Source organism: Duganella alba (genome assembly GCF_009674495.1).
In the GTDB taxonomy this organism is placed as follows: domain Bacteria; phylum Pseudomonadota; class Gammaproteobacteria; order Burkholderiales; family Burkholderiaceae_D; genus Rugamonas; species Rugamonas alba.
This window is the reverse complement of sequence record NZ_WKJN01000026.1, coordinates 1-14748: the sequence shown is the minus strand read 5'-3', so window position 1 is coordinate 14748 and position 14748 is coordinate 1. Positions and strand designations below refer to the sequence as shown.

The window sequence follows — 14748 nt, the reverse complement described above, 5'->3', positions numbered from 1 at the left end:
GCCGGATGGCTTTAGTCGGCATTCTGCTGGCAGCCGGACGCGGTCGACGCTTCGACCCGTCCGGCGTGGAAAACAAACTGCTGCAAACGCTGGCCGACGGACAGATCGTCGTCGCCGCCAGCGCCCAAAACATGCTGGCCGCGCTCCCGCGCGTGCTGGCCGTGGTACGCGAGGGCGACGACAAGGTCGCCGCGCTGCTGGGCAGCCTGGGTTGCGAGGTGCGCGTCTGCGCTGACGCCGACCTGGGCATGGCCGAATCACTGATCACCGCTATCGAATTCACCAAGGGCGCCGAAGGATGGCTCATCGGTCTGGGGGACATGCCCCTCGTTAGGCCGGAGACCATGCGCGCATTGGCCGCTACAATAGAGCGTGGCGCACACATTGCGGCGCCGGTATATGAAGGACGGCGCGGCAATCCGGTCGCCTTCAGCGCTTATCACCTGCCGTTGCTGCTGGCGCTGGAGGGCGACCAGGGCGCGCGCGCGATTCTGAAAAGCCACGCGGTCAGCGAAGTCGTGGTCGATGACGAAGGCGTGGTGCGTGACATCGATACAAAACAGGATTTAAGATGAAAAAACCGAGCAAAACTCAACCGGCTATCGCCTATACCATCGTCGGCCATGATCTGGCGGCGCACTTGTTCCACGTTTCGGTGACGGTGGCCGCACCGGCCGAAGGCGGCCAGATTTTCGCGCTGCCGGCGTGGATTCCCGGCAGCTACATGATCCGTGAGTTTTCTCGCAATATTATCCGCATCCGCGCCGAGTCCAAGGGCGAGGCGGTGGAGCTGACCAAGCTGGATAAGCATTCGTGGCAGGCGGCCCCGCTGGCCGACCGCGGCGCCGCGCTGACCGTGCACTATGAAGTCTACGCCTGGGATCTGTCGGTGCGCGCCGCGCATCTGGACCAGAACCACGGCTTCTTCAACGGCACCAGCACCTTCCTGCGCGTGCTGGGCCAGGAAGAGCTGCCGCACGTGGTGGACATCCAGCGTCCGCAGCACGAAGCGGCGCAAAGCTGGCGCGTGGCGACCTCGCTGCCGGAGCTGAAGGCGAAACGTTATGGTTATGGCACCTACATCGCCGCCAATTACGATGAACTGATCGACCATCCTGTGGAGCAGGGCGACTTTGCGCTGGCCACCTTCAAGGCGCACGGCGTCCCGCACGACATCGTCATCACCGGCCGCGTGCCGAACCTGGACCTGGCGCGCCTGAGCGCCGACCTGAAAAAGATCTGCGAAACGCAAATCGCCTTCTTCGAGCCCAAGACCAAAAAGGCGCCGATGGACCGCTATGTGTTCATGACCATGGCGGTGGGCGACGGCTACGGCGGCCTGGAACACCGCGCCTCGACCGCGCTGATCTGCAACCGTGGCGACCTGCCGACCATCGCGTCGGGCAGCAAGGAGATCGGCGACGGCTACCTGCAATACCTGGGCCTGTGCAGCCACGAGTACTTCCACACCTGGAACGTCAAGCGCATCAAGCCGGCGGCGTTTGCGCCGTACAACCTGCAAGTCGAGAATTATTCGCCGCTGCTGTGGCTGTTTGAAGGCTTCACCAGTTATTACGACGATTTGATGCTGGTACGCGCCGGCCTGATCGCCGAGCCGGCGTATTTCAAATTGCTGGGTAAAACCGTGGGCAGCGTATTGCGCGGCGCCGGCCGTACCAAGCAAAGCGTGGCAGATTCAAGTTTCGACGCCTGGGGTAAATATTATCGCCAGGATGAAAATGCGCCGAACGCCATCGTCAGTTATTACACCAAGGGTTCATTGATTGGCCTGGCGCTGGATTTGAGTATTCGCGCCAAAACCGGCGGCAAGAAATCCCTCGATGACGTCATGCGCGCATTATGGCAGCGTTATGGTCGCGATTTTTATACTGGCGGCGGCCGCGGTGTTACGCCGGCGGAAGCGGAAGCCTTATTCGATGAAGTCAGCGGCGGCCGCTTTAAACCATTCTTCGATAAATATATTCGCGGCACGGAAGATTTACCGCTGGCTAAACTGCTGGCGCCATTCGGCGTTAAATATAACGACGAGCGTAAATCCCCCAAGCCGAGTTTCGACGCGAATCTGGGCAAGGATGGCAATGACTGCAAACTGTCCGCCGTCCATAACAACGGCGCCGCGCATCAGGCAGGGTTATCGGCTGGCGATATTCTGATCGCCGTCGACGGCCTGCGCGTCAGCGCGAATAATCTGGACGGCCTGCTGTCGCGTTACGCCGTAGGCGATACGGTGGAAGTCCACGCCTTCCGCCGCGACGAGTTAATGACCTTCGATTTAACCCTGCAAGGCGACCGTGTTCCAGGCATTACCCTGACCCTGGATGCCGCAGCGAAAAAGTCGACCGGTCCGCTGCGTCCGAGCGCAAGCCGCTAAAACTCTTGTCAAAAAGGCCGCGCCGGGTGAGCGCGGTTTTTTTTTTGCGTAATCCATGCCAGTTATTGGCATGTTCTAGCCAATTTTCGGCGCGTACCGGGGATAAATTTCGCGTCGCCGGGGATGTGGTTTAGAATCGCCGCACATGATATTGCTCGATCCCACCACCATACTTCTGATGGCCACATTGATGGCCGGCGCCATGAGCGTCGTGCTGTATTCCGCCCATCTGAACTTCCCCAAGGAGATCCAGGGCTTGCGCGACTGGGCGCAGGCGCTGCTGCTCATGGTGGTTGGCGTCGTCATTTTCGCCGTGCATGGCAATTCCAATATCCTGCTCCTGTGCTCCAATGTGTTTATCGTCTGGGGATTGGGGTTGATGGTGATTGGCACGGAGCGGTTTTATCAACTGCGTCCGTCATGGCGGTTATTTCATTCGGTCTGGATATTAACGATACTCGGACTTGGTTATTGGATGTGGATAAAGCCAAGTTTTACCACGCGCGTGGCTGTCGCTTCGCTGCTGGTGTTTATATTGCATGCGCGTGGTTTATTCGTTATCTGGAAGAACGGCGATAATCATTCATCCACCTGGTTTTTCGGTAGCCTGATTTTCGTTGAATCCATTATGGTCATGATGCGCGGAATATTGGCGCTGGCCAGCAGCACAGATGTGAATCTGATGGGTACGGGAGTATTTGCCAGCCTGTATCTGGCGATTTCCCATTTGATGACTTTGTTGATGACGGTCGGTTTTATGACGGTGTGCACGCGCCGCCTGCAAATCACGCTGGAGCGCCGTTCGACCATGGACCCGTTGACACAGGTATTAAATCGTCGCGGCTTCGCCGATATTTACGCCAAAGAGCATGCCTTGATGCGCCGCGAAAGCACATTCATGACGATGCTGAATATCGACATCGATTATTTTAAAAGAATCAACGACGCCCACGGCCATGCCGTTGGTGACTGCGTATTGGTGGATGTGGCGCAAATGATCGGCAAAGCCTTGCGCGTATCGGACCATGTGGCCCGTTTCGGCGGCGAGGAATTCGTCGTGCTGCTGCCGTCCACCGAGTTGGACCGGGCGCTGCATATCGCCGAGCGCATCCAGGCGGCGCTGCGCGCGCCGCGCGTTGGCGTGCCGCCGTACACGGTCAGCATCGGCGTGGCGTGCCAGGCCAGCGCGGAGGAGAGCCTGGATGGCATTCTGGTCCGCGCCGATAAAGCTTTGTATTCTGCTAAGGAAAGAGGGCGCGACCGTATCGAAGTCGCGCCGGATACGGTCACCCAGATGCGGGTGCGGGCTTAGTCGAACAGGCGGGCCAGTTCGGCGCCCGGGTCGGGCGCGCGCATGAAGGCTTCGCCGACCAGGAAGGCGTGGACGTTGGCGTCGCGCATGCGCTTCACGTCCGCCGGCACCATGATGCCGGATTCGGTGATCACCAGCTTCTCCGGCGGCATGCGGTCCAGCAGGCCGAGCGTGTTTTCCAGCGATACCTCAAACGTCCGCAGATTGCGGTTGTTGACGCCCACCAGGCGGGTTTTCAGCTTCAGCGCGGCGGTCAGTTCGTCGCCGTCGTGGGTTTCCACCAGCACGTCCATGCCCAGTTCTTGGGCGACGGCTTCCATTTCCGCCATCAGGCCGTGGTCCAGCGCGGAGACGATCAGCAGGATCGCATCGGCGCCCATCGCGCGCGCTTCATAGATCTGGTAGATGTCGATCATGAAGTCCTTGCGCAGCACCGGCAGCGCACAGGCGGCGCGGGCCTGCTGCAGATAGGCCACGGAACCCTGGAAGAACTGCTCGTCGGTCAGCACCGACAGGCACGCGGAGCCATTGGCTTCGTAGCTGGCGGCGATGTCGGCCGGGCGGAAGTCGGCGCGGATCACGCCCTTCGATGGCGAGGCCTTTTTGATTTCGGTGATGACGCCAGGCTTGCCGGCGGCGATTTTCGCGCGCAGGCTGGCCTCGAAGCCGCGCAGACCGGCGCGCAGTTCGGTGTTGGATTCGACGTCGTCGCGCAGGCTGGCGAAGCTGCGGTGTTTTTTTGCGGCCGCCACTTCATCGGCTTTGACCGCGAGGATTTTGTTCAGAATGTCAGACATGATTAGTGTTGCTCCGAGAGGGCAAGGCGCGCGCCGAGGGCCAGGAACAGGCCGCCCATGGTGCGGTTCAGCCACAGCGATACCAGCGGCTTGATCTTCAAGCGCGTGCTGGCGAAGGCCGTGAACAGCGCCAGGCCGTGGCAATACAGCATGCCGTTAAAATTAAAAATGGTGCCCAGGACGATGAAGGCCAGTGGCTTGCTGCTGGAATCGGCCGAGATAAACTGCGGCACGAACGCCAGGAAGAACAAGGCCACCTTGGGATTCAGCACATTCGTCAGAAAGCCCTGGAAGAATATTTTACGCCAGGCCAGCGGTTGCACGACTGGCAGCTGCTGCGGCGCTTCGTCGCGCAGTTTCGCGCGCAGCATGCCGATGCCCATGTAGACGATGTAGGCCGCGCCGATCCATTTCACCACCGTGAAGGCGGCGGCGGACGTCGACAGCACGGCCGACAGGCCCAGCGCCGCCGCCAGGATGTGCACCATGGTGCCGGCGCAGATGCCCAGTGTGGCGGCCGAACCGGCGCGCCAGCCCTGGGTGGCGCTGCGCGTCATGATCAGCAGCGAATCGGGACCGGGCATGATGTTCAGCAGCAGGCCCGAGATGATGAACAGCGTCAGGTCGTGGATGCCGAACATGATCAGTTATTCCGGCCGAGGACTTGGGTGACTTCGACGAACTGGTCGATCTTGCGCAGCGCAGCGCCGCAGGTGATGGCTTCCCGCGCGCGCTTCAGGCCATCCTCGATCGACCCGGCCACGCCGGCCGCATACAGCGCGGTGCCGGCATTGAGCGAGACGATATCGAACGCCGCGCCAGGCTCGCCGCGCAGCGCTTCCATCATGCGCGCCTTCGACTCGGCTGCATTGTCCACCTTCAGGTTGCGGCTGGCGATCATCGGCAGGCCGAAGTCTTCCGGATGAATCTCGTACTCGCGGATCTCGCCGTTGACCAGTTCACCGACCATGGTGGCTGCGCCCAGCGACACCTCGTCCATATTGTCGCGGCCATAGACCACGATGGCGTGCTGCGCGCCGAGGCGCTGCAACACGCGCACCTGGATGCCCACCAGGTCCGCATGGAACACGCCCATCAGGATATTCGGCGCGCCGGCCGGGTTGGTCAGCGGTCCCAGGATGTTGAAGATGGAACGCACGCCCAGCTCCTTGCGCACCGGCGCCACGTGCTTCATGGCGGCGTGGTGGTTGGGCGCGAACATGAAGCCGATGCCGGTCTGCGCGATCGATTGTGCGATCTGCTCCGGCTTCAGGTTGATGTTGGCGCCCAGCGATTCGATCACGTCGGCGCTGCCGGACGACGACGATACGCTGCGGCCACCGTGCTTGGCGACGCGGGCGCCGGCCGCCGCCGCGACAAACATCGCGGTGGTGGAGATATTGAAGGTGTGCGCGCCGTCGCCGCCGGTGCCGACGATGTCGAGCAGGCCGGTGGTGTCGGCCATCGGCACCTTGGTGGAGAATTCGCGCATCACTTGCGCGGCGGCGGCGATTTCGCCGATGGTTTCTTTTTTCACGCGCAGGCCCATGGTCAGGGCGGCAACCATGGTCGGCGACATTTCGCCCGACATGATCTGGCGGAACAGGTGCAGCATCTCGTCGTGGAAAATCTCGCGGTGTTCGATGCAGCGCACCAGCGCTTCTTGGTGGGTGATAGGCATGGCGATTCCTTCTTTAATCAGCGGACGAGGAAGTTCTTCAACAGTTGGTGGCCGTGCTCGGACAGGATGGACTCGGGGTGGAACTGCACACCCTCGATGTCGTATTCCTTGTGCCGCACGCCCATGATTTCACCGTCGTCGGTCCATGCCGTCACTTCCAGGCAGGACGGCAGCGAGCTGCGCTCGATGGCCAACGAGTGATACCGGATCACTGTGAAGGGAGAAGGGAGGTCCTTGAAGACGCCCACACCCGTATGCGCGATTAAAGAAGTTTTGCCATGCATGACCTGCTTGGCGCGAATGACCTTGCCGCCGAACGCTTCGCCGATGGCCTGGTGGCCAAGGCACACGCCCAGGATCGGCTTCTTGCCGGCGAAGTGCTTGAGCACCTCGATCGAAATGCCTGCCTGCGACGGATCTTTCGGACCCGGCGAAATGCAGATGTGGTCCGGATTCAGCGCCTCGATCTCCGCAATCGTGATTTCATCGTTGCGGTAGACGCGCACGTCTTCACCCAGTTCGCCGAAGTACTGCACGATGTTGTAGGTGAAGGAGTCGTAGTTGTCGATCATCAGCAGCATATTAGAACTCCCCATCCAGGCCATCTTGCACTTGCTCGGCGGCGCGCAGCACGGCGCGCGCCTTGTTTTCAGTTTCCTGCCACTCCATCTCGGCGATCGAGTCGGCGACGATGCCGGCCGCGGCCTGCACGTACAGGTTGCCGTCCTTGATCACGCCGGTGCGGATCGCGATTGCCACGTCCATCTCGCCGCCGAACGACAGGTAGCCGCAGGCGCCGCCGTAGATGCCGCGCTTGGAGATTTCCAGCTCGTCGATGATTTCCATCGCCCGCACCTTCGGCGCGCCGGTCAGCGTGCCGGCCGGGAAGGTGGCGCGCAGCACGTCCAGGTTGGACAGGCCGTCTTTCAGCTTGCCCTCGACGTTGGAGACGATGTGCTGCACGTGCGAGTATTTCTCGATGACCAGGCGGTCGGTGACCTTGACGCTGCCGATTTCCGAAATGCGGCCCAGGTCATTGCGCGCCAGGTCGATCAGCATCACGTGTTCGGCGATCTCTTTTGGATCGGCCAGCAGTTCCTTGGCCAGTTCGGTGTCGCGCTCCGGCGTCGAACCGCGCGGGCGGGTGCCGGCGATCGGGCGCAGCGTGACTTTTTTCTCGCCGTCCGGCGCGGTCTCGTTGCGGACCAGGATCTCCGGCGACGCGCCGACGATCTGCATGTCGCCGAAGTTATAGAAGTACATATACGGCGACGGGTTCAGCGAACGCAGCGCGCGGTACAGGCTCAGAGGCGAATCGACATACGGCTTGCGGATGCGCTGGCCGATCTGCACCTGCATCAAGTCGCCGGCCAGCACGTATTCGTGGGCCTTGGCGACGGCCTTCAGGTACTCCTCTTTCGGGAATTCGCGGACCGCTTCGGTGCGCACGGAAGCCGTGGTGACCGGCGCCTCGACGCCACGGCGCAGCATCATGCGCAGGTCTTTCAGGCGCTGGCGCGCTTTCGAATACGATTCCGGCTGCGTGGTGTCGGCGTAGACGATCAGATACAGCTTGCCGCTCAGGTTATCGATGACGGCCAGTTCCTCGGTCACCATCAGCTGGATGTCGGGCAGGCCCAGGTCATCCTTCTGCTGGCTGTGGGCCAGCGTCTTCTCGATGTGGCGCACGGTGTCGTAGCCGAAGTAGCCGGCCAGGCCGCCGCAGAAGCGCGGCATGCCGGGACGGATGGCGACCTTGAAACGCTTCTGGTAGGCCTCGATGAATTCCAGCGGATTGCCTTCGTGGGTCTCGATCACCGCGCCGTTCCTGACGATCTCGGTGCGGTTGCCGAAGGTGCGCAGCAGCGTGGTGGCCGGCAGGCCGATGAAGGAGAAGCGGCCGAAACGCTCGCCGCCCACCACCGACTCCAGCAGGAAGGTGTTCTTGCCGGCGTTCTGCGTTTGCGCCAGTTTCAGGTACAGGGTCAGCGGGGTTTCGAGATCGGCGAAGGCTTCCGCGATCAAGGGGATGCGGTTGTAGCCGTCGGTGGCCAACGATTTGAATTCGAGTTCGGTCATGTCTTCTCTCCATTCCGCCGGAATGAGGGGGATGCGGCGGTGGTGTGTTTCAAAAAACCTGTCGCGCAAGAAAATGCGGACGACAGCAATCAGTTCGGCTTAGTTTTGCCAGGATTGCCAGCGTCGCCAAAGCCAGGCCTCAATCGAGCCTGTTTGGTTGACGGTGTGTTTTTTGGTGAGAGACATTTCGGTCAGGTTTAGTTCAGCTAACGGTTAATTATGCGAACGGATCAGGCTTGCCGCTTCTAGCAGCGTGCTTACTATACCATCGGAATCGATGTCGTGTACAGATTCTCCGTGGTTGTAACCGTATGGCACCGTCAGCACCGGGCAACCCGCTGCCCGCGCGGCTTGCGCGTCGTTCGAGGAGTCGCCGATGGCCACCACCTGCGCCGCTTGCAGGCCGAAATCGGCGCACACGGTTTGCAGCGGCAGCGGATCCGGCTTCTTGCGCGGCAGCGAGTCGCCGCCGTAGACCACCTCGAAGAAGCCGTCCAGCCCTTTCAGTTTCAGCAGGGGCGTGGTGAAGGCGATCGGCTTGTTGGTCACGCAGGCCAGGCGCAGGCCCTGCGCCTTGAGCGCTGCCAGACCTTCGAGCACATCCGGATACAGCGCGCTGTAGCTGCCGTTGATGCTCAGGTAGTGGCGCTGGTAGGCGTCCATCGCGGAGGCAAACGCGGCCTCGATGCGCGCCGCGTCCCAGTCGAGCGCCAGCACCGAGCGGATCAGGTTTTCCGAGCCCTTGCCGACCATCAGGGCGATCCGCTCCTGGGTGATCGGGCCCAAGCCCAGTTCCGCCCGCATGCCATTGATCGCGACGTGGAAGTCGGGAATCGTGTCCAGCATGGTGCCGTCAAGGTCGATGATTGCGGCGCGCACGCCTGCCAGGACGCTCATCGTGTCAGATCTTTGCCAGGTTGGCGCGCATGGCGTCGATCACGGCCTTGTAGTCCGGCTGGCCGAAGATGGCGGAACCGGCCACGAAGGTGTCGGCGCCGGCCGCCGCGGCAGCGGCGATGTTGTCGATCTTGATGCCGCCGTCCACTTCCAGCAGGATGTCGCGGCCGGAGTCGTCGATCAGGCGGCGCGCCTCGGCGATCTTCTTCAGCGCGTGCGGAATGAAGGACTGGCCGCCAAAGCCCGGATTGACCGACATGATCAGGATCATGTCGATCTTGTCCATCACGTGTTCCAGGTAGCTCAGCGGCGTGGCCGGGTTGAACACCAGGCCGGCCTTGCAGCCGTGGTCGCGGATCAGCTGCAGCGAACGGTCGATGTGCTCGGACGCTTCCGGGTGGAAGGTGATCAGGTTGGCGCCGGCCTTGGCGAAGTCGGGAATGATGCGGTCCACCGGCTTGACCATCAAGTGCACATCGATCGGCACATCCACGTGCGGACGGATCGCCTGGCACACCAGCGGGCCGATGGTCAGGTTCGGCACATAATGGTTGTCCATTACGTCAAAGTGGATCATGTCGGCGCCGGCGGCGACGACGTTGCGGACTTCTTCACCCAGGCGGGCGAAATCGGCGGACAGGATGCTGGGAGCGATGCGGAAAGTGGTCATGGCTTTGGGCTGGCCCTTGGGCTTGCATTAGAAAAGATGCGTTATTTTACGCTGGTCCAGCCGGTTGCGCCCGTTTTCAGCCGCGTCCTCCTTGCATACGGGGCGGATTTGCGGTGCAATGGATGCTTGGCGATATATGATCGTCAAGCTTGCTTTTTAGAGGAATGTTGATGTCGACTTATGAATTTACGGTATCGGTCAGAACCCAGTACCTGCCGGATCAATCCGACCCGGAGCGCACGAACTTCGTGTTTACGTACTCGATCACGATCAAGAATACCGGCACGGTGGCGGCGCAGCTGATCTCGCGCCATTGGGTCATCACGGACGCCAACAACCATGTGGAAGAAGTGCGCGGCCTGGGCGTGGTCGGCCACCAGCCGCTGCTGCAGCCGGGCGAGGTGTTCGAATACACCAGCGGCGCCGCGCTGCAAACCCAGCAAGGCTCCATGGTCGGCGAATACTTCTGCGTGGCCGAGGACGGCCACCAGTTCGAAGCCAAGATCCCCGAGTTCGTGCTGTCCCTGCCGCGCACCTTGCACTGATTACTTCTTGCCCTTCATGGTCCACCAGACAATGAAGACCAGCAGGAAGAAGGCCACGCCTGCTTCTAATCCCAATACCCACATAGTTATCCTTTATGTCATCTCCACGCCGTAGTCTACTCGTTTCGCTGGGCGCAGTCGCGATTGCGCTTGCCGCCTGTACTTCCACACCGCTGCCGCCCGAGAAGCCGGCCACGCCGCCGCCGGTGGTGACGCCGCCGGCGCCGGTGCCGCCGGTCCAGCCAACGCCGCCGGCGCAGCCGCCGAAGCCGACCGCGCTGCAAATGGTGCCCGCCACCTATGCCCAACTGCCGGGCTGGGACAAGGACGACCTGCGCGCGGCCTGGCCGGCGTTCACCTCGTCGTGCTCGGTGCTGGTCAAGCAGCCGATCTGGAAGGAGGCGTGCAGCGTCGCCCGCACCGTCAACGCCAACGACGAGAAGGCCATCCGCACCTTTTTCGAGGCTTTCCTGGAGCCGAACCAGGTCATCGCCCCGGACGGCGCCACCGACGGCCTGATCACCGGCTATTACGAGCCGCTGCTGCACGGCGCCCGCAAAAAGGGCGGCCCGTACCAGACGCCTTTATATAAGGTGCCGGACGATATGGTCACCATCGACCTGGCCAGCGTCTATCCCGAGCTGAAAGGCATGCGCCTGCGCGGCAAGGTAGTGGGCAAGAAAGTGGTGCCGTATTCGACCCGCGCCGATATCGAATCGGCCAGCTTCAGCGGCAAGGAACTGTTGTGGGTGGACGATCCGGTGGAATCGTTCTTCCTGCAGGTGCAGGGCTCCGGCCGCGTGCAACTGAGCGACACCGGCGAAACCGTGCGCGTGGCGTATGCGGACCAGAACGGCCATCCGTACAAATCGATTGGCAAATACCTGGTGGAGAAAAACGAATTGACGCTGGAGCAGGCGTCGGCGCAGGGCATCAAGGCCTGGATCGCCGGCCATCCCACCCGCATGCAGGAGCTGTTCAATGTGAATCCGAGCTATGTGTTCTTCAAGGAGGAACGCCTGCCGGACCCGAAGGTGGGGCCGAAAGGTTCGCTCGGTGTGCCGCTGACGCCTCAGCGTTCGGTCGCCATTGACGCCACCCAGCTGCCGCAGGGCGCGCCGATGTTCCTGTCCACCACCCAGCCTAACAGCGACATTCCGCTGCAGCGGCTGGTGATGGCGCAGGATACCGGCGGCGCGATTCGCGGCGCCATCCGCGTCGACTATTTCTTCGGCTTCGGCGCCGAGGCGGCGGAAAACGCCGGCCGCATGAAGCAGCGCGGCGCCATCTGGGTGCTGTTGCCTAAAAAGTTTTAACGCAGGACCAGCACGGGCAGCGAGGTGTGCGACAGCACGCTTTGCGTTTCGCTGCCCAGCAGCAGTTTGCTCAAGCCGGTGCGGCCGTGCGACGCCATCATGATCAGGTCGCAGCCGTGCTTCTTGGCCGCCTCGACGATTTCATCGGAGGCGCTGGCCGACATCGCAATGAATCCCTCGAATGGAATGCCGGCCGCGCTGGCGGCCGCCGCCACCTTGTTGATGTGGTCGCGCGCGGCGTCCTGCATCTGCGTTTCGTACTGGCCGGCTTCGAGCACGGCGCCGCCGTCGCCCATGGCCGGCAGCAGCATCGGCTGGATCACCGTCAGTGCGATGATGCGCGACTGGTGCAGGCGGGCGAATTCCATCGCGGTGGCGGTGGCTTTGTCCGACAGGTCGGAACCGTCGGTAGGCAGCAAAATCGTTTTGAACATGACGCACTCCGTTGGATGAACACTGGAGTCAGCCTAATGTCTTGGCGGCTTTTTCGTCGCACGTTATGACGCCGCCGGCGCCGTCACGTCCGCATGACGCATGGCCGGCGACAGCGACAGGAACAGCGCCAGCGCGATGCCGCCCGCCGCCACGCACGCCAGTCCGGTACGCACGCTGAAATGCTCGGCCAGGTAGCCGGCCGCCAGCGCGCCCAGCGGCGCCGCCGCCACCGTCAGGAAGCGCATGGTGGAGACGATGCGGCCCAGGTAGGCATCCGGCGTCACCTTCTGGCGCATGGTGGTGTAAGGCATCAGGAACAGCATCACGCCGCAATCGAGGAACAAGGACATGGTGGCGCAGGCCAGCGCGCTGGCCATCGGCCGGCCGAACAGATTGGCCGGAATCAGCGGCGTGACGGTGTACGCAAACGCGCACAGGCCCATGCCGATCAACATCGCGCCTGTCGGACCGAAGCGCCGCGACAAGGGCTTGAGCAGCAGGGAGCTGGCCAGCACGCCGACGCCGCCGATCATCTGCGCCACGCCCAGCATGCCGGCGCTCATGCCCAGTTCGCGGGTGGCGAAAATCACGTGTAGCGCGGCAAAGCCGTAAAACAGCATGTGCCAGCAGCCGGAGGCCCAGGCCAGTGTCCGCAGCAGCGGCTGGTTCCAGATGAACAGCAGGCCGTCATGGATATCGCGCAAGGGGTGCTTGTGGGACGGCGGCGGCTTGGGATCGTTGGCGTCCAGCTTGCGCAGCAGGGCGATCGAGACCAGAAAGCCGATGGCGTTCAGCAGCACCGCATACGGTGCGCTCAGCCACTGGATCAGCACGCCGGCGAAGCCCGGCGCCAGCAGCCGCGCGGCGGAATCGGTGGCGGTGAACTTGGATTGGGCGTCGGTCAGCTTGTCGCGGCCGATCAGGTTGGTCAGGAACACCTGCTCGGCGCCGCCGCCCACCACGCCGCAGACGCCGGAAATGAAGGACACCACATACATCCAGTGCACCGTCAGCACGCCCAGCCACCACGCCAGCGGAATGCTGGCCAGCGACGCCGCCTGGATGGCCTTGCTGGCCAACAGGATCGGCAGCTTGCGGTTGCGGTCGAGGAACACGCCGGCCGGCAGGGCCAGCAGCGCATAGGGCAGGCCCGAGGCTGCGGTCATCATGCCCATCTGCACCGGCGAGGCCTTGAGCAGCAGCACCGCGCACAGCGGCAAGGCCAGGGCGCTGATGTAGCTGCCGAAGCCGTTCAGGATGGCGCTGGACCAGTAGCGGCGGAAGGCGACGTTGCGCAGCAGCTCGTCGTTGCGAAAGGCGTTAAAAATAGGAAGCTCTTTAGTGCGGGTTGCCAATTTTCAATAATACCAGCGGCGAGGATAGGCGCTACAATCAGCTGGTAAATATTCCACTTGGAGGAACACATGCCGTATGAAGACCTGATCGTAGAAGTGCACGACAAAGTAGCCCTGATCCGTCTGAATCGTCCGAAGGCGCTGAATGCGCTGAACGACAACATGATGAACGAACTGGGCGAGGCCTTATATAAGTTCGACGCTGACCCGGCCATCGGCTGCATCGTGCTGACCGGCAGCGAGAAAGCCTTTGCCGCCGGCGCCGATATCGCCGCCATGGTGGACTACACCTTCCCCGATACCTACCGCGACAACTATATCGGCCGCAATTGGGAGCACATCCTGCGCATCCGCAAGCCGGTGGTGGGCGCCGTGGCCGGCTACGCGCTGGGCGGCGGCTGCGAGCTGGCCATGATGTGCGACTTCCTGATCGCGGCCGACAACGCCAAGTTCGGCCAGCCGGAAATCAAGGTCGGCGTCACGCCGGGCGCCGGCGGCACCCAGCGCCTGCCACGCGCCATCGGCAAGGCCAAGGCCATGGACATGCTGCTGACCGCGCGCACCATCGATGCGGCGGAAGCCGAGCGCATCGGCCTGGTGTCGCGCGTGATCCAGGCGGACAAGCTGATCGAGGAAGTGCTGACCGTTGCCAGGCAGATCGCCGCCATGCCGCTCTCGGTGTCGATGCAGATCAAGGATGCGGTCAACCGCGCCTTCGAAACCACCTTGTCGGAAGGCGTTACTTATGAGCGCCGTTTGTTCCAGGCCTCGTTCGGTACGCCTGCCCAAAAAGAAGGCATGAAAGCTTTCCTGGAAAAGCGCTTGCCAAACTTCGAGGGTCTTTGATATGATTCTGTCCCTCGCAGAACAACGCATGCAAATGCAGAGTGAAGCGGGGAAAAGAAGAGCTTGACGAGATGGTTGAAACGCTTCATAATCTTGCCTCTTCGCTGATGAACAAAACGCTTCTTCAGCTAGCAATACCGAACAAGATCTTTAAAAATTTACAGTCGATAAATGTGGGCGTTTGATGCAAGTGCACGCGGTACTTCGGTGCCGCGAAACTAAAAGCATTAAATGCTCCACAAGAAGTACTAAGAGTAATACTGTTAGTGTTTTGAGTGAGCGAACCAATGGCCTGCAGAGGTCATTAAACAGAGATTAAACTAAAGAGTTTGATCCTGGCTCAGATTGAACGCTGGCGGCATGCCTTACACATGCAAGTCGAACGGCAGCACGGAGCTTGCTCTGGTGGCGAGTGGCGAACGG

The 14748-nt window shown here is 61.8% G+C and carries 15 protein-coding genes and 1 rRNA gene; 7 read left to right on the top strand and 9 right to left on the bottom strand.

From position 1 onward, the window contains the following. The first annotated feature begins 5 nt into the window (after nt 1–5). From GJ695_RS21935 to GJ695_RS21925, 3 genes are all read left to right on the top strand, one after another. On the top strand, nt 6–575 hold the full coding sequence (locus GJ695_RS21935) for a nucleotidyltransferase family protein (protein WP_154368511.1): 570 nt from the start codon (nt 6–8) through the stop codon (nt 573–575). Further along, nucleotides 572–2392, top strand: coding sequence for a M61 family metallopeptidase (locus GJ695_RS21930; protein WP_154368509.1), 1821 nt, complete (start codon nt 572–574; stop codon nt 2390–2392). The genes GJ695_RS21935 and GJ695_RS21930 overlap by 4 nt, the downstream gene beginning before the upstream one ends. 145 nt (nt 2393–2537) lie before the next feature. Next, complete coding sequence (locus tag GJ695_RS21925; protein ID WP_229260604.1) at nt 2538–3704, top strand: GGDEF domain-containing protein; 1167 nt, start codon at nt 2538–2540, stop codon at nt 3702–3704. Here GJ695_RS21925 and trpC read toward each other — a convergent pair. The 7 genes from trpC to rpe all read right to left on the bottom strand — a co-directional run bounded on the left by trpC (nt 3701) and on the right by rpe (nt 9828). Continuing rightward, nucleotides 3701–4501, bottom strand: a complete 801-nt coding sequence (gene trpC, locus GJ695_RS21920) for an indole-3-glycerol phosphate synthase TrpC (RefSeq protein ID WP_154368507.1) — start codon at nt 4499–4501, stop codon at nt 3701–3703. The genes GJ695_RS21925 and trpC overlap by 4 nt on opposite strands. A 2-nt stretch (nt 4502–4503) precedes the next feature. Beyond that, entirely contained in the window at nt 4504–5142 is a 639-nt protein-coding gene (locus GJ695_RS21915; protein ID WP_154368505.1) for a LysE family translocator, read from the bottom strand. Nucleotides 5143–5144: 2 nt separating this feature from the next. Then, nucleotides 5145–6182, bottom strand: a complete 1038-nt coding sequence (trpD, locus tag GJ695_RS21910; protein ID WP_154368503.1) for an anthranilate phosphoribosyltransferase — start codon at nt 6180–6182, stop codon at nt 5145–5147. A 17-nt stretch (nt 6183–6199) separates the two neighbouring features. Then, nucleotides 6200–6763, bottom strand: coding sequence for an anthranilate synthase component II (locus tag GJ695_RS21905; protein ID WP_110846629.1), 564 nt, complete (start codon nt 6761–6763; stop codon nt 6200–6202). Between the two features lies 1 nt (nt 6764). After that, nucleotides 6765–8261, bottom strand: coding sequence for an anthranilate synthase component I (gene trpE / locus GJ695_RS21900; protein WP_154368501.1), 1497 nt, complete (start codon nt 8259–8261; stop codon nt 6765–6767). Nucleotides 8262–8474: 213 nt separating this feature from the next. Further along, nucleotides 8475–9158 (bottom strand): phosphoglycolate phosphatase, encoded by a 684-nt coding sequence (locus GJ695_RS21895; protein ID WP_154368499.1) that lies wholly within the window; start codon nt 9156–9158, stop codon nt 8475–8477. Between the two features lie 4 nt (nt 9159–9162). Beyond that, entirely contained in the window at nt 9163–9828 is a 666-nt protein-coding gene (gene rpe / locus GJ695_RS21890; RefSeq protein ID WP_154360153.1) for a ribulose-phosphate 3-epimerase, read from the bottom strand. 170 nt (nt 9829–9998) lie between these two features. Between rpe and apaG the strand changes: the two genes are divergently transcribed. Next, the gene (apaG, locus tag GJ695_RS21885; protein WP_154368497.1) at nt 9999–10373 is read left to right on the top strand and encodes a Co2+/Mg2+ efflux facilitator ApaG/CorD; all 375 of its coding nucleotides are present in this window, start codon (nt 9999–10001) and stop codon (nt 10371–10373) included. Nucleotides 10374–10468: 95 nt separating this feature from the next. Beyond that, nucleotides 10469–11689, top strand: a complete 1221-nt coding sequence (mltA, locus tag GJ695_RS21880) for a murein transglycosylase A (RefSeq protein ID WP_154368495.1) — start codon at nt 10469–10471, stop codon at nt 11687–11689. Here the strand turns inward: mltA and GJ695_RS21875 are convergent. Together GJ695_RS21875 and GJ695_RS21870 are read right to left on the bottom strand one after the other, a co-directional pair. After that, complete coding sequence (locus GJ695_RS21875) at nt 11686–12123, bottom strand: universal stress protein (protein WP_154368493.1); 438 nt, start codon at nt 12121–12123, stop codon at nt 11686–11688. The two genes, mltA and GJ695_RS21875, sit on opposite strands and share 4 nt — an antisense overlap. Before the next feature lie 63 nt (nt 12124–12186). Then, a complete protein-coding gene (locus GJ695_RS21870) occupies nt 12187–13479 on the bottom strand; it encodes an MFS transporter (RefSeq protein WP_154368491.1) in 1293 nt (430 codons plus the stop codon). Between the two features lie 69 nt (nt 13480–13548). Between GJ695_RS21870 and GJ695_RS21865 the strand changes: the two genes are divergently transcribed. Then, entirely contained in the window at nt 13549–14325 is a 777-nt protein-coding gene (locus GJ695_RS21865; protein WP_154368489.1) for an enoyl-CoA hydratase, read from the top strand. 317 nt (nt 14326–14642) lie between these two features. Then, a 16S ribosomal RNA gene (locus GJ695_RS21860) occupies nt 14643–14748 on the top strand; the annotation flags it as partial.